Annotated in this window: 9 protein-coding genes; 6 read left to right on the forward strand and 3 right to left on the reverse strand. The window is 69.2% G+C overall.

The window, feature by feature from the left end; translation table 11 throughout:
• The first annotated feature begins 2 nt into the window (after positions 1 to 2).
• Both BTM25_RS24360 and BTM25_RS24365 read left to right on the forward strand, forming a co-directional pair.
• Entirely contained in the window at positions 3 to 1,268 is a 1,266-nt protein-coding gene (locus BTM25_RS24360) for a class I SAM-dependent methyltransferase (protein WP_103565362.1), read from the forward strand.
• Positions 1,269 to 1,350: 82 nt separating this feature from the next.
• The gene (locus BTM25_RS24365; RefSeq protein WP_103565363.1) at positions 1,351 to 2,604 is read left to right on the forward strand and encodes a cytochrome P450; all 1,254 of its coding nucleotides are present in this window, start codon (positions 1,351 to 1,353) and stop codon (positions 2,602 to 2,604) included.
• Between the two features lie 41 nt (positions 2,605 to 2,645).
• Here the strand turns inward: BTM25_RS24365 and BTM25_RS24370 are convergent, their stop codons facing one another.
• Positions 2,646 to 4,190: a long-chain-fatty-acid--CoA ligase gene (locus BTM25_RS24370; protein WP_103565364.1), complete on the reverse strand. Its 1,545-nt coding sequence runs from the start codon at positions 4,188 to 4,190 to the stop codon at positions 2,646 to 2,648.
• 339 nt (positions 4,191 to 4,529) lie between these two features.
• On the opposite strand from BTM25_RS24370, the gene leuS reads away from it, so the two are divergent.
• A complete protein-coding gene (gene leuS / locus BTM25_RS24375) occupies positions 4,530 to 7,025 on the forward strand; it encodes a leucine--tRNA ligase (RefSeq protein WP_103565365.1) in 2,496 nt (831 codons plus the stop codon).
• Between the two features lie 167 nt (positions 7,026 to 7,192).
• On the opposite strand, the gene lexA is transcribed toward leuS, so the two are convergent.
• Positions 7,193 to 7,882 carry a transcriptional repressor LexA gene (gene lexA / locus BTM25_RS24380; RefSeq protein ID WP_103565366.1) on the reverse strand — a complete coding sequence of 230 codons (690 nt, stop codon included), beginning with the start codon at positions 7,880 to 7,882 and terminating at the stop codon, positions 7,193 to 7,195.
• 195 nt (positions 7,883 to 8,077) lie between these two features.
• On the opposite strand from lexA, the gene BTM25_RS24385 reads away from it, so the two are divergent.
• The 3 genes from BTM25_RS24385 to BTM25_RS24395 all read left to right on the forward strand — a co-directional run bounded on the left by BTM25_RS24385 (position 8,078) and on the right by BTM25_RS24395 (position 12,259).
• The gene (locus BTM25_RS24385; protein WP_168212233.1) at positions 8,078 to 8,629 is read left to right on the forward strand and encodes a LysM peptidoglycan-binding domain-containing protein; all 552 of its coding nucleotides are present in this window, start codon (positions 8,078 to 8,080) and stop codon (positions 8,627 to 8,629) included.
• A gap of 231 nt (positions 8,630 to 8,860) precedes the next feature.
• The gene (nrdR, locus tag BTM25_RS24390) at positions 8,861 to 9,331 is read left to right on the forward strand and encodes a transcriptional regulator NrdR (RefSeq protein ID WP_103565368.1); all 471 of its coding nucleotides are present in this window, start codon (positions 8,861 to 8,863) and stop codon (positions 9,329 to 9,331) included.
• A 111-nt stretch (positions 9,332 to 9,442) separates the two neighbouring features.
• Positions 9,443 to 12,259, forward strand: a complete 2,817-nt coding sequence (locus tag BTM25_RS24395) for a vitamin B12-dependent ribonucleotide reductase (RefSeq protein ID WP_103565369.1) — start codon at positions 9,443 to 9,445, stop codon at positions 12,257 to 12,259.
• A 51-nt stretch (positions 12,260 to 12,310) separates the two neighbouring features.
• Here the strand turns inward: BTM25_RS24395 and BTM25_RS24400 are convergent, their stop codons facing one another.
• Entirely contained in the window at positions 12,311 to 14,281 is a 1,971-nt protein-coding gene (locus BTM25_RS24400) for a Shedu anti-phage system protein SduA domain-containing protein (protein WP_168212234.1), read from the reverse strand.
• Between the last annotated feature and the right edge of the window lie 14 nt (positions 14,282 to 14,295).

A 14,295-nucleotide genomic window follows, 5' to 3' on the forward strand; every position in this document is an offset into this window, starting at 1 on the left:
AGATGACGCTGGCCAAGGTCTTCGAGCGCCTGGCCGGGCCTGCGGCGCCAGTGGAGTTCGCGGCCTACGACGGGTCGCGCTCGGGGCATCCGGGCGCGGACATCCGGTTCGACGTGCGCTCCCCGTACGCGGTGTCGTATCTCGTGCACTCGCCGGGCGCGCTCGGGCTCGCCCGCGCGTACGTGAGCGGCATGGTCGACGTGAGCGGCGACATGTACACGGCCCTGTCGACGATGCAGAAGGTGCTCGGCGACGTGACGCCGCGCGAGAAGCTGCGGATCGTCGGGGGCGTCCTCGGGGACCCGTTGCTGCGCGGCGCGGTGTCGCGCCGGCTCCCGCCACCGCCGCAGGAGGCGCCGTTCAGCCGGGTCCCGGCGTGGTTGCGGCATTCCAAGCGGCGGGACGCGCAGGCGATCTCCCACCACTACGACGTTTCCAACACTTTCTATGAGTGGGTTCTCGGTCCTTCGATGGCGTACACGTGCGCCTGTTTCCCGGAGGAGAACTCCACGCTGGAGGAGGCGCAGTTCCACAAGCACGACCTGGTGGCCAAGAAGCTCGGCCTGAAGCCGGGGATGAGGCTGCTGGACGTGGGCTGCGGCTGGGGCGGCATGGTGATGCACGCCGCCAAGGAGTACGGCGTCAAGGCACTCGGCGTGACGCTGTCCAAGCAGCAGGCGGAGTGGGCGCAGAAGGCCATCGCCGACCGGGGCCTGTCGGAGCTGGCCGAAGTGCGGCACATGGACTACCGGGACGTTGCCGAGTCCGGGTTCGACGCCGTCAGCTCGATCGGCCTGACCGAGCACATCGGCAAGGCGAATCTGCCGTCGTACTTCTCGTTCCTGTACGGGAAGCTGAAGCCGTACGGCCGGATGCTGAACCACACCATCACCCGTCCGGACAACCTCGCGCCGTCGATGAAGCAGAGCGGTTTCATCAACCGGTACGTGTTCCCCGACGGCGAGCTGGAGGGCCCGGGGTTCATCCAGCAGCAGATGAACGACGCGGGCTTCGAGATCCGGCACCAGGAGAACCTGCGCGAGCACTACGCGCGGACGCTCCTCGGCTGGTGCCGGAACCTGGACGACCACTGGGACGAGGCCGTCGCCGAGGTGGGCGAGGGCACCGCGCGGGTGTGGCGGGTCTACATGGCCGGGTGCGTCCTCGGGTTCGAGCAGAACTGGATCCAGTTGCACCAGACGCTCGGCGTGAAGGTGGACGACGAGGGCGGGGCGCGGATGCCGCTGCGTCCCGACTGGGGGGTCTGACGCGGCGGCGGGCGCGGGGGCACGCCCCCCGCGCCCGCTGTGGGGGCTGACGGCCGCCGCGTCCCGGGGTACGTTCACGATCATGGACGAGCTGCGGGCCGCGGACGTGAACCTGACCGACTGGGCGTTCTGGCGGGCGCCGCACGAGCACCGGCACGCGGCGTTCGCGGCGCTGCGCGGCGAGCCCCGGCTGCCCCGGTTCGAGGAGCCCGAGGTCTTCGTCGTCCCGCGCGGCCCGGGTTATTACGCGGTGACGCGGCACGCGGACGTGGTCGAGGCGTCGCGCCGGCCGCAGGACTTCTGCTCGGGCCGGGGCGCGATCAGCATTCCGGACATGCCGGGCGACATGCACGAGTACTTCGGCTCGATGATCAGCATGGACGACCCCCGGCACGCCAAGATCCGCCGGATCGTGTCGCGCGCGTTCTCGCCGCGCATGGTGCGGCGCTTCGACGAGCAGGTCCGCGAGGTCGCCGCACGGCTCGTGGCCGGCGTCGCGGCGGGCGAGGGCACCGGCGACTTCGTGGCGGACGTCGCGGCCCGCCTCCCGCTGACGATCGTCTGCGACCTCATGGGCATCGGCGCCGAGCACCACGCGGCGGTGCTGGCGGCGTCCAACACGATCCTGGCGGGCAACGACGCGGAGTTCATCCCGCTCGGCGAGCCCGACCGGATCGTGGTGGCGCTGCTGGACGCGGCGCAGACGCTCAAGGCCATCGTGGAGGACCTGGCGGCGCGCCGCCGCGCCGAGCCCGCCGACGACCTGACGTCCGCGCTGGTCAACGCCAACATCGACGGCGAGTCGCTGACCGACCAGGAGCTGGGCTCGTTCTTCATCCTGCTCGTCGTGGCGGGCAACGAGACGACGCGCAACGCCATCGCGCACGGCCTGGACCTGTTCACCCAACATCCCGAGCAGCGGGAACTGCTGCTGGCGGACTTCGAGGGACGGATCGGCGGGGCCGTGGAGGAGATCGTCCGGTACGTCTCGCCGGTGATCTGGATGCGCCGCACCGCGACCCGCGACACGACGCTGAACGGCCACGACGTCGCCGCGGGCGACAAGCTGGTGCTCTACTACTGGTCGGCGAACCGGGACGAGTCGGTCTTCCCCGAGCCCGAGCGGTTCGACATCCTGCGCGACACGTCCGGGCATGTCGGCTTCGGCGGTCCCGGCCCACACTTCTGCCTCGGCGCGCACCTGGCCCGCCGCGAGGTCTCCGTGCTGTTCCGCGAGCTGTTCGGGCGCCTGCCGGACGTCCGCGCCACGGGCGCGCCGGACCGGCTGGAGTCGGCCTTCGTCAACGGCATCAAGCGGCTGCCGTACACCGGCTGAGCGGCCCGGGGACCGCGCCGTCGTCCCCGGACCGCGGCGGATCAGCGCAGCGCGCGCTTGAGGATCTTGCCGGTGGCGGTCATCGGCAGCTCGTCGCGGAACTCCACGATGCGCGGGTACTTGTAGTTGGCGAACTGCTCCTTGCCCCAGGCGATCAGCTCGTCCTCGGTGACGGTCGCGCCGGGCGTGCGGATCACGTACGCCTTGATCTCCTCGCCGTGCGACTCGTGCGGGACGCCGACGACCGCGGCGAGGGAGACGTCCGGATGCGTCATCAGGACCTCCTCCAGCTCGCGCGGGTACACGTTGAAGCCGCCCCGGATGATCATGTCCTTCGAGCGGTCGATGATGTAGTAGTAGCCGTCCTCGTCGCGGCGGGCGACGTCGCCGGTGCGGAACCAGCCGTCGCGGATCGCGCCCGCGGTGGCCTCGGGACGGTTGTAGTAGCCCTTCATGATGTTGTGGCCGCGGATGGCGATCTCGCCGGGGCCCTCGCCCTCGATCGTCTTCCACTCGTCGTCGATGAGCTTCATCTCCACGCCCCAGATCGGCAGGCCGATCGAGCCGGGCCGCTGCTCGCGGTCGGGCCGGTTGAAGGACGCGACCGGGGACGTCTCCGACAGCCCGTAGCCCTCCAGGATGCTCACGTCGAACTTGGCCTTGATCCCCTTGAGGACCTCCATCGGCAGCGCCGACCCGCCCGACGACGCGACGCGCAGGTTGTCGCGGATCGTCGCCACGTCCTCGGGGGAGGTGTCGTCGGTCAGCAGCGCCCAGTACATCGTCGGGACGCCCGCGAAGACGTTCACCTTCTCCTTCACCATCAGCGCGACGGCCTGCTTGGCGTCGAACCGGGGCAGCAGGACGAGCGTCCCGCGCCGGAACAGGCCGACGTTCATCATGCAGGTCTGCCCGAAGATGTGGAAAAGCGGCAGCGCGACGAGCAGCGTGTCGTGCAGCGTCTTCTCGAACAGGCTGTCGGAGACGATCGCGTTCATCAGCAGGTTGCCGTGCGTCAGCTCGGCGCCCTTGGGCTGCCCGGTGGTGCCGCTCGTGTAGAGGACGACGGCGGTGTCGTTGGCGTCGGTCTGGACGGCCTCGAACGTCCCGGGCTGCCCGCCGATCGCGGCGAGGAACGGCTCGGCGCCCTCGATCGGGGACGCGGTCGCGGTCGGGTCGGCGGGCATCAGGAAGAAGTGCTCGCAGGCGTCGGTCTCCTGGAAGCCGGCGAACCCGGCCTCGCCGAGCGGGAGCTGCGGCGTCCCCTCGAAGCAGAAGAACGCCTTCGCCTCGGAGTCGGCGAGGTGGTAGGCGATCTCGCGCGGCTTCAGCAGGACGTTCAGCGGCACGACCACCACCCCGGCCTTGAGCGCCCCGAAGTACACCATCGGGAAGTACGGCACGTTGGGCGACGCCAGGGCGATCTTGTCGCCGGGCCGCAGGCCGCGCGCCGCCAGCAGGTTCGCCACCTGGTTCGCGACCGTGTCCAGCAGCGCGTACGAAAGCCGTGTGTCGCCGAGGACGACCGCGTCCCGGTCGGGCGTCTCGCGGGCCGCGTCTTCGAGAAGGACGGAGAGATTGAGCATGGCACTCCTCGTACCGGGTGGTGTCACCAGGCGGTTACTACTGGCGAGTGTACGAACCGTAGTGCTCATCCTGATACATAAGTTGCGGCCGACGCCATATGTGGTGCTTGCTTGACATCAAGGTTGTGACCATCCGGTCGGTTCGGTGGCCGTTATCGACCGCGCGACGGCCTTGCCCCTGCGCTAGTCTTGTTGTATGCGGACCACGGCCCTCCTTCTTCGACCGCCGCGCTGAGCCCTACCCGGCGAGCGCGGCGACCCCTCCTGTGCGAGGGGTTCTTTCATGTCAGGGCATGTCCGTGCAGGCCCCTCAACGACCGGAACCAGTGGAGCAGCGACGTGAGCAGCGACGAGACCTCGCGCAACGACCAGGCGGCCGACGGGTACGACCCGCGGGCCGTCCAGGACAAGTGGCGGGACCGCTGGGCGCGGCTCGCGCCCCACCGGGCGGGCGGCCCGGACGACCCGCGCGAGCGCCGCTATGCCCTGGACATGTTCCCCTACCCGTCCGGTGACCTGCACATGGGCCATGCCGAGGCGTTCGCGATCGGGGACGTGTCCGCCCGCTACTGGACGCAGCGCGGGTACAACGTCCTGCACCCCATCGGCTGGGACTCCTTCGGCCTGCCCGCCGAGAACGCCGCGATCAAGCGCGACTCCCACCCCGCCGAGTGGACGTACGCCAACATCGAGACCCAGGCCGAGTCGTTCCGGCGCTACGCCCCGTCCTTCGACTGGACGCGGCGCCTGCACACCTCCGACCCCGAGTACTACCGTTGGACGCAGTGGCTGTTCCTGCGCTTCTACGAGCGCGGGCTGGCCTACCGCAAGGGCGGGCAGGTCAACTGGTGCCCCAACGACCAGACCGTCCTGGCCAACGAGCAGGTCGTCGGCGGCCACTGCGAGCGCTGCGGCGCGCTGGTGGAGCGGCGCGTCCTGACCCAGTGGTACTTCAAGATCACCGACTACGCCGACCGGCTGCTGGACGACATGGACCAGCTCGAAGGCGGCTGGCCCGAGCGCGTCCTGCTGATGCAGCGCAACTGGATCGGCCGCTCCACCGGCGCGGACGTGGACTTCGTCATCGAGGGCCGCGCCGAGCCCGTCACCGTCTACACGACGCGTCCGGACACGCTGCACGGCGCGACGTTCATGGTCGTCGCGGCCGACGCGCCGCTGGCCGAGCAGGTCGTCGCGCCCGAGCAGCGCGCCGCGTTCGAGGCCTACCGCGAGGAGGTGTCGCGCGAGAGCGAGATCGAGCGGCTGTCCACCGAGCGCGAGAAGACCGGCGTGTTCCTCGGCCGGTACGCGGTGAACCCGGTGAACGGCGAGCGGATCCCGGTGTGGGCGTCGGACTACGTCCTGGCCGAGTACGGGCACGGCGCGATCATGGCGGTGCCCGCGCACGACCAGCGCGACCTGGACTTCGCGCTGAAGTTCGGGCTGCCGGTCCGCGTCGTCGTGGACACCGGCGCGCCCGACCCCGCGGCGACCGGCGTCGCCACGCCCGGCGAGGGCACGCTGGTCAACTCCGGGCCGGTGGACGGCCTGGGCAAGGCCGACGCCATCGCCCGGACGGTCGAGCTGCTGGCCGAGCGCGGCACCGGACGCGCCGCCGTCAACTTCCGGCTGCGCGACTGGCTGGTCTCGCGGCAGCGGTTCTGGGGCTGCCCGATCCCGATCGTGCACTGCCCGGCGTGCGGCGAGGTGCCCGTCCCCGAGGACGAGCTGCCCGTGCGGCTGCCCGACGACCTGCGCGGCTCGGACCTGGCGCCCAAGGGGACGTCCCCGCTGGCCGCCGCCGAGCAGTGGGTCAACGTCGACTGCCCGAAGTGCGGGGGCGCCGCCAAGCGCGACTCCGACACGATGGACACCTTCGTGGACTCGTCCTGGTACTACTTCCGGTACTGCTCGCCGGACTACACCGACGGGCCGTTCGACGTCGAGGCCGTCCGCCGCTGGATGCCCGTCGACCGCTACACCGGCGGCGTCGAGCACGCGATCCTGCACCTGCTGTACAGCCGGTTCTTCACCAAGGTCCTGTACGACATGGGCCTGGTGGACTTCACCGAGCCGTTCAAGCAGTTGCTCAACCAGGGGCAGGTCGTCAACGGCGGCAAGGCGATGTCCAAGTCGCTGGGCAACGGCGTCGACCTGGGCGAGCAGATCGGCGAGTACGGCGTGGACGTCGTCCGGCTGGCGATGCTGTTCGCCGGCCCGCCCGAGGACGACATCGACTGGGCCGACGTGTCCCCGCAGGGCATGGCGAAGTTCCTGTCGCGCGTGCACCGCGTCGCGTCCGAGGTCGCGTCCGCGCCCGGCGCCGACCCCGCCGCCGGGGACCGCGAGCTGCGCCGCGTCACGCACCGGACGATCGAGGAGGTCACCGGGCTGGTCGAGGCCACCCGGTTCAACGTCGCGATCGCCCGGCTGATGGAGCTGGTCTCGGCCGCCCGGCGCGCGATCGACTCCGGGCCCGGCGCCGCCGACCCGGCCGTCCGCGAGGCCGCCGAGACCGTCGCCGTCCTGCTGTCGCTGTTCGCGCCCTACACGGCCGAGGAGGCGTGGGAGCGGCTGGGCCGCACCGCGCCCGTCGTGACGGCCGGCTGGCCCGCGGTGGACCCGGCGCTGCTCGTCCAGGAGTCGGTGACGTGCGTCGTGCAGGTCGCGGGCAAGGTCCGGGACCGGCTGGACGTGGCGCCCGGCATCGACGCGGGCGAGCTGGAGGCGCTCGCGCTGGCGTCCGAGCGGGTCGTGGAGGCCCTGGCCGGAGCGGAGATCGCCAAGGTGATCGTCCGCGCGCCCAAGATCGTGAACATCGTGCCGCGCCGCTGAGCACGCGCGAAAGCCCCGTCCGGGACGTCCGGGCGGGGCTTTCGCGTGTCCGTGCTCGGGGACGGAATCACGGGGCCGTTCGGGGCCGTCGCACTGGACGGTTTGTCAATGCGGGAAAGATTTCGGTCCGCCGGACGGGAACGCCGTGGTATGTCAGGATTCTCCCGTCACATCTTGCGGAGAACCGCGACCACACGTCCCAGAACCGACGCTTCGTCACCCGGAATCGGGTCATACGCCGGGTTCTGCGGCATCAACCAGATATGGCCGTCCCTGTGCTTCAGCGTCTTCACGGTGGCCTCGCCGTCGATCATCGCGGCGACGATGTCGCCCTGCTCCGCGACCGGCTGCTGCCGGACGACCACCCAGTCGCCGTCGGCGATGGCCGCGTCGATCATCGAGTCGCCGGTGACCTTGAGCAGGAAGTGCGTGCCCTCGCCGACGAGCTGCTTGGGCAGCGTGAAGACGTCCTCGACGGCCTCCTCGGCGAGGATCGGGCCGCCCGCCGCGATCCGGCCGACGAGCGGCACGTACGCGGGCGCGGGCCGCGTCCCGGCCGGCTCGGCGCCGTCGACGTCCTCGGCGGTGCGCACCGGCGTCGCGCCCGGCACCCGCACCTCGACCGCGCGCGGACGGTTCGGGTCGCGCCGCAGGTAGCCCTTGCGCTGGAGGGTGCGGAGCTGGTGGGACACGCTGGAGGTGCTCGTCAGGCCGACGGCCTCCCCGATCTCGCGCATCGACGGCGGGTAGCCGCGCCGCTGGACCGAGTCGCGGATGACCTCGAGGACCATGCGCTGCCGCTGGGTCAGCCCGCTTCCCTCGCCGGAACCGTCGGGCAGCTCCCGGGCCTTGCTCATCGCTCGTCGCCTCCAGGCGGTCGGATCCGTCACTCCTCGTCCAGGGAACGCTACCGCCTCCACGACCGATGATCAAACAATTGTTCGAAGAAGATGCTCGCCTTCCCCCACTGCCGTGCGATAGAACATCGTACACACGTTCGATCGAAAATGCATTCGAAACGTCGGGTGCGGACCGGTCGCGGAGGGGCAGAGATGGGTGATTCGCTCCAGCGGGGACAGGTGGCGGTGTGCGGCGGCGGCCTCGTCGCCGGGCACGAGGAGCGCGGTGCTCCCGAGGACGGCGCGCGGCGGGGGTTCCCGCGCCGCCGGGGGCATCTGCGACTGATCATCGGCGGGCGCGGCGAACCGCTGGCGGACGTCCCGGCGTTCGTGGCGCCCCGCGTCGTGCGCCGGGCCGAGGCGCGGGCCGTGAGCCGGCCGGAGGGGCGGCCGGGGCTGCGGCTGACGCGGCGCGGACGGATCGTCGTCGGCGTCCTCGCGGCGGGGGTCGCGCTGGCCGTGCTGTGGCCCGTCGCCGGCGCGCTGCACGCCGGGACGCCGCCGAGCCCGCGGCCCCGGCCCGTCCGGGACGCCGCCCGCACCGCGACGGTCGTCGTGGGCGAGCGCGACACGCTCTGGGACATCGCCGTCCGGGCGGACCCGCACGGCGACCCGGGCGCGACCGTCCGGCGGATCCGCGACCTCAACGGGATGTCGGGGTCGATCGTCCAGCCCGGGAGCAGGTTGCGGGTCCCCGCCCGCTGACCCGCGCGGCGGGAGTAAGTTGCTGCGCCGGCGCGACACGCCGGAATGGTGCGCGCGAGGTCCGATGTGATCAGGGTCTACGCGCGGGACGCCAGGTCAGAGTTGCGTAGCGTGCGTCGGCGCCCTACGGTTGACCACAACATCTAGTAGTCGACGCGGTATCATTAACCACAGATTGTGGTCGTGTGACGTCCGTGTGACGCGGCCTTGCGTCAGGGGAGAGGAAGACACGTGCACTGCCCGTTCTGCCGCAACCCCGACACCAAGGTCATCGACAGCCGCTCCGCCGACGACGGGGCCGCCATCCGGCGGCGCCGCTCGTGCCCGGAGTGCGGCAAGCGGTTCACGACCCAGGAGAACGTGCTCCTCATGGTGGCCAAGCGCAGCGGCGTCACCGAGCCCTTCTCCCGGGAGAAGATCATCGCGGGGGTGCGCCGGGCCTGCCAGGGGCGGCCCGTCGGCGAGGACGCGCTGGCCCAGCTCGGCCAGCGGGTCGAGGAGGCGCTCCGGGGGACCGGCTCGGCCGAGATCCCCTCGCACCAGGTGGGCCTGGCGATCCTCGGGCCGCTCGGCGAACTCGACGAGGTCGCCTACCTGCGCTTCGCGTCCGTCTACCGGTCCTTCGAGTCCCTGGACGACTTCGCCCGGGAGATCGAGGACCTGCGCGGGCGCACTCCTGGAGAACACGCGCCGCCCCGGTGAGCGGCGGATCGGCACAACAGCACTGAGAACGGACAGCCCGGGGACGCCATCGTCCTCCGGGTTCAATCGTCCTGGACAGGACCCGGCGGGAGGGTCCGGAGGGGGAAGCCCATGACCGAGACGGTGAGCGGATCGTCGGCCCGGCGCGGCAAGGGAGGCCGCAAGGGCCTCAAGGTCGAGCGGATCTTCACGACGGAGGGCGTGCATCCGTACGACGAGATCCGCTGGGAGCGGCGCGACGTCGTCATGACCAACTGGCGCGACGGCTCGGTCAACTTCGAGCAGCGCGGCGTCGAGTTCCCCGACTTCTGGTCGCTGAACGCGGTCAACATCGTCACGTCGAAGTACTTCCGCGGCGCCGTCGGCACGGCCGCGCGCGAGTGGAGCCTGAAGCAGCTCATCGACCGCGTCGTCCGTGCCTACGTGGACACGGGCCTCGCGGAGGGCTACTTCGCGTCCTCGGCCGACGCCGAGATCTTCGAGCACGAGCTGACCTACGCCCTGGCCCACCAGCTCTTCAGCTTCAACTCTCCCGTCTGGTTCAACGTCGGCACCAAGTCCCCGCAGCAGGTCTCGGCGTGTTTCATCCTGTCGGTGGACGACACGATGGAGTCGATCCTCGACTGGTACAAGGAGGAGGGGATCATCTTCAAGGGCGGGTCGGGCGCCGGACTCAACCTGTCGCGGATCCGCTCGTCCAAGGAACTGCTGTCGTCCGGCGGGACGGCGAGCGGGCCGGTGTCGTTCATGCGCGGCGCGGACGCGTCCGCCGGGACGATCAAGTCGGGCGGCGCGACCCGCCGGGCCGCCAAGATGGTCGTGCTGGACGTGGACCACCCCGACGTGGCCGAGTTCATCGAGACCAAGGCGCGCGAGGAGGACAAGATCCGCGCGCTGCGCGACGCCGGGTTCGACATGGACCTCGGCGGCCGGGACATCGCGAGCGTCCAGTACCAGAACGCCAACAACTCGGTGCGCGTGTCCGACGAGTTCATGCGCGCGGTCGAGGAGGACGGCGAGTTCGGGCTGCGGTCGCGGCTGAGCGGCGAGGTCATCGAGAAGGTCCGCGCCAAGGACCTGTTCCGGCTGATGGCCAAGGCGGCGTGGGGGTGCGCCGACCCGGGCATCCAGTACGACGACACGATCAACGACTGGCACACCAACCCCGAGACCGGCCGCATCACCGCGAGCAACCCGTGCTCGGAGTACATGTCGCTGGACAACTCGTCCTGCAACCTCGCGAGCATCAACCTGCTGAAGTTCCTCGGCGCGGGCAACGTGTTCGACGTCGAGCGGTTCGCCAAGCTCACCGAGCTGATCATCACGGCGATGGACATCTCGATCACGTTCGCCGACTTCCCGACCGAGAAGATCGCGCGGACGACGCGGGACTACCGGCAGCTCGGCATCGGCTACGCCAACCTCGGCGCGCTGCTCATGGCGAGCGGGCACGCCTACGACTCCGAGGGCGGGCGGTCGCTCGCCGCCGCGATCACGTCGCTGATGACGGGCGTCGCCTACCGGCGGTCGGCGGAGCTGGCGGGGATCGTCGGCCCGTACGAGGGGTACGCGCGCAACGCCGACGCCCACAAGCGGGTCATGCGCAAGCACGCCGCCGCCAACGACGACCTGCGGACGCTGGACGCGGTGGACCGCGCCGTCCACAAGGCCGCCACCCGCCAGTGGGCCGAGTGCCTGAAGCTCGGCGAGCGCAACGGCTACCGCAACGCGCAGGCGTCGCTGCTCGCGCCGACCGGCACCATCGGCCTGATGATGGACTGCGACACCACCGGCATCGAGCCCGACCTCGCGCTGATGAAGTTCAAGAAGCTCGTCGGCGGCGGGTCCATGCAGATCGTCAACCAGACGGTGCCGCGCGCCCTCACCCAGCTCGGCTACCAGCAGGAGCAGATCGAGGCGATCGTCGAGTACATCGCCGAGAACGGGCACGTCGTGGACGCGCCGGGGCTGCGTCCCGAGCACTACGAGGTGTTCGACTGCGCGATGGGCGAGCGGGCGATCAGCCCGATGGGGCACGTCCGGATGATGGCGGCGGTGCAGGCGTTCCTGTCCGGGGCGATCTCCAAGACCGTCAACATGCCGGAGCAGGCGACGATCGAGGACATCGAGCGCGTCTACTTCGAGGGCTGGAAGCTCGGCCTGAAGGCGCTCGCGATCTACCGCGACAACTGCAAGGTGGGCCAGCCGCTGTCGGCGGCGGGCAAGAAGGAGACCGCCGCTCCCGCGGCCGTGGCCGAGCCGGCCGAGGTGCGGCCCGTCCGCAAGCGGCTGCCCAAGCAGCGTCCGGCGACCGTGACGCGGTTCTCGGTGGCGGGCGCCGAGGGCTACATGACGGCGTCGTCCTACCCCGACGACGGGCTCGGCGAGGTCTTCCTCAAGCTCGGCAAGCAGGGGTCGACGCTCGCGGGCGTCATGGACGCCTTCTCGATGGCGATCTCCATCAGCCTCCAGTACGGCGTGCCGCTGGAGACGTGGGTGGAGAAGTTCACGAACATGCGGTTCGAGCCGGCCGGGATGACCGACGACCCCGACATCCGCATGGCGACGTCGGTGATGGACTACATCTTCCGCCGGCTGGCGCTGGACAACATGCCGTACGAGCAGCGCGCCGAACTCGGCATCTTCACCGCCGAGGAGCGCGCGCGGCAGGCCAGCGGCGAGGACCCGGCCGCGCTGCGCGCCGAGGACCACGACGCGCTGGCGCAGTCGGCGGAGATCACCCGTCCGGCGCCGTCGCCCGCCGTCGCCGCGCCGCCCGCCCCCGCGCACTCCTCGATGGAGATCATCGAGAGCACGCAGGGCCGGACGGCCGACGCGCCGCTCTGCATGACCTGCGGCACGAAGATGCGCCCCGCCGGTAGCTGCTACGTCTGCGAAGGCTGCGGCTCCACCAGCGGCTGCAGCTAACCGAACGCCCCGCGAGCCGGGGGCCGGGCACCCGCCCGGCCCCCGGCTCCGTTACGCCTGGTCGTCGGCGCCTAGTTCGGGGTCTGGGCCTTGGGCGCTGTCGTCCGGCGTCCAGTGCTCGGTCAGGTCGAGGTTCCGTTCAGCGCGGTCGATCAACTGCTTGTAGCTGATCACTTCGACTCTGCTCAGATGTGAGTTGAGGACGCGCAGTGTTTCGTTGATCGTACGCTCGCTCACGTTCTCCTCGAACTCAGGATGGCCGACGACGACTGTGGCGCTGGCCCGCCTTGTATCGATCTCGAACTCGTCGAGCAGTTCGCTTCTTCGCTCGTCGAGCAAGGTCATGTAGTTCATCACTTGGCCGACGCCTTCGTGGACGGCCCGTGCCGCGACGAAGCCGCTCCGGTGTTTTTTAACAATTCGTAGCGATGGTTTCTTCAGCTCTACGATGTGGAGGACACCGTCCGGTCGCAGTAGCGGGATGTCGAGTTCGAGGCCCGGTGTGAGCCGACGGCGGACGGCTTCGTTCACGTACTCGCCGCCGAAAATCCACGACAATTTTTTCAAGGCTTGATGGACTTCGCCTTCGCTACTTGACCTGGACTCGACCAGCACTTTCAATTCGGCCAGCTTTTCTCGCCTCAACTGCAGTTGTGCCGCTTCGAGGACGGTCGCCGAGTCGCCGCGGTCCAGCAACTGGTTGATCGCCTCTTCGAGGTCGGGATCGTCGTCCCATGGATCTTCTTCGTCTTCTTCGTCGGCAAAGCTGATCCCGTCCTTGGCGGCTCGCAATGCGGGAAAACATTGCCACCGGGCGAGGCCGCCGTCATTGAACCCTTCGCCGAAGCCGTGAAGGTGGGGGTCCTCGGTGTTAACTTCTACGGGCTCCCGGTTGGTCTCCTCGGCGTTAGTTTCCACGTGTTCGGCAAGTTTCTGCATGCCATGGTAGGTGACAAGGTTTTGCAGGAACAAGGCTGGCTTATCGCCCGTGTAGAGGTGTGTGTACTCTCGTTCGAGGTCGAGACCCAGAAGTCCCCTGTTGCGTTCTCGGAACATCATTCGAAATACGGCCGGTACGTTCCCCGCAAGCCATGTAAAGTGGGTCGTTCTCAATCGCGCGCACGGGTATAGTCGATGGAAAATGGGGGCGGGGAAGGGTAGCAAATCCTCGTGAAGGATTGCGAAGACCTCTCCAGGATGTCCAGCGCAGGCTCCCTGGAGCATGGCTTTCCATTTCTCGCCTATCCGCAACCAGATTGCGTGGACCTCGTCGGGTGGAGAGGTGACGTTGTTCATGGCTGCACGCTGTACCCAGTTCTTTTGCTGTTCCGCGAGAGTGGCAATGGCCTTGTCGGGTCGAATGCCCTCCTCGATCTTTTTCAAGTATTTCGTAAAGACGTAGCTACGCGAAATCAGCCGGCCTGCCGTCTCTGCATCCCATTCGTCCGAATTTAGCGGCGCAAATTCACGTTCCGCTGCCGCCAGGAAATCCTCATATTTCTCCCAGCGGCCATATGGAACGCGAGACGCTGTTTGATGGCGCAGTGCTGCTGCCGCGATGATGATCGGAAGTCGGCTGGGGATTTCTTCCAGTATGGACTCGGTCAGTTGCTTCCTGCGTGAAAGGCAGAGCTGCCAGACCTCCAGAAGAGAGGCCTCCGTGAGCGTCGGATGCTCTTCGGGTAGCGTGCTCGGTGAGAAGATCGAGAGATCGAAGTCGCCCTCAGCGAAACGAATCGCCTTCCTGATGGTCTCAGTATCGAATTTGAGGAGAGCCCGCGCCGCCGTGAGATAGGTGGCCAGAGTGCCGTCGGGCGCGCAGTGCAGGCCCCCGGGCTGGGCGACGTCCGCGAGCGTCCCGCTATACGGCTGGGTCTGGACGATCTCTCGCAGAGCGTCGTTGAGTACCCGGCACGTCCGGTCTCCGTGCCAGATCTTGCCCGAACGGCTGCGCCATAGTTTCAGCTCTACGCCGCCGAAGGGGCCTAGCGGCACGTCCTCCCGGCTCAGTGGCTCGAACATTGTCTGCATCCTTT

Origin of the sequence: Actinomadura rubteroloni, from assembly GCF_002911665.1 — a bacterium.
Classification (GTDB): domain Bacteria; phylum Actinomycetota; class Actinomycetes; order Streptosporangiales; family Streptosporangiaceae; genus Spirillospora; species Spirillospora rubteroloni.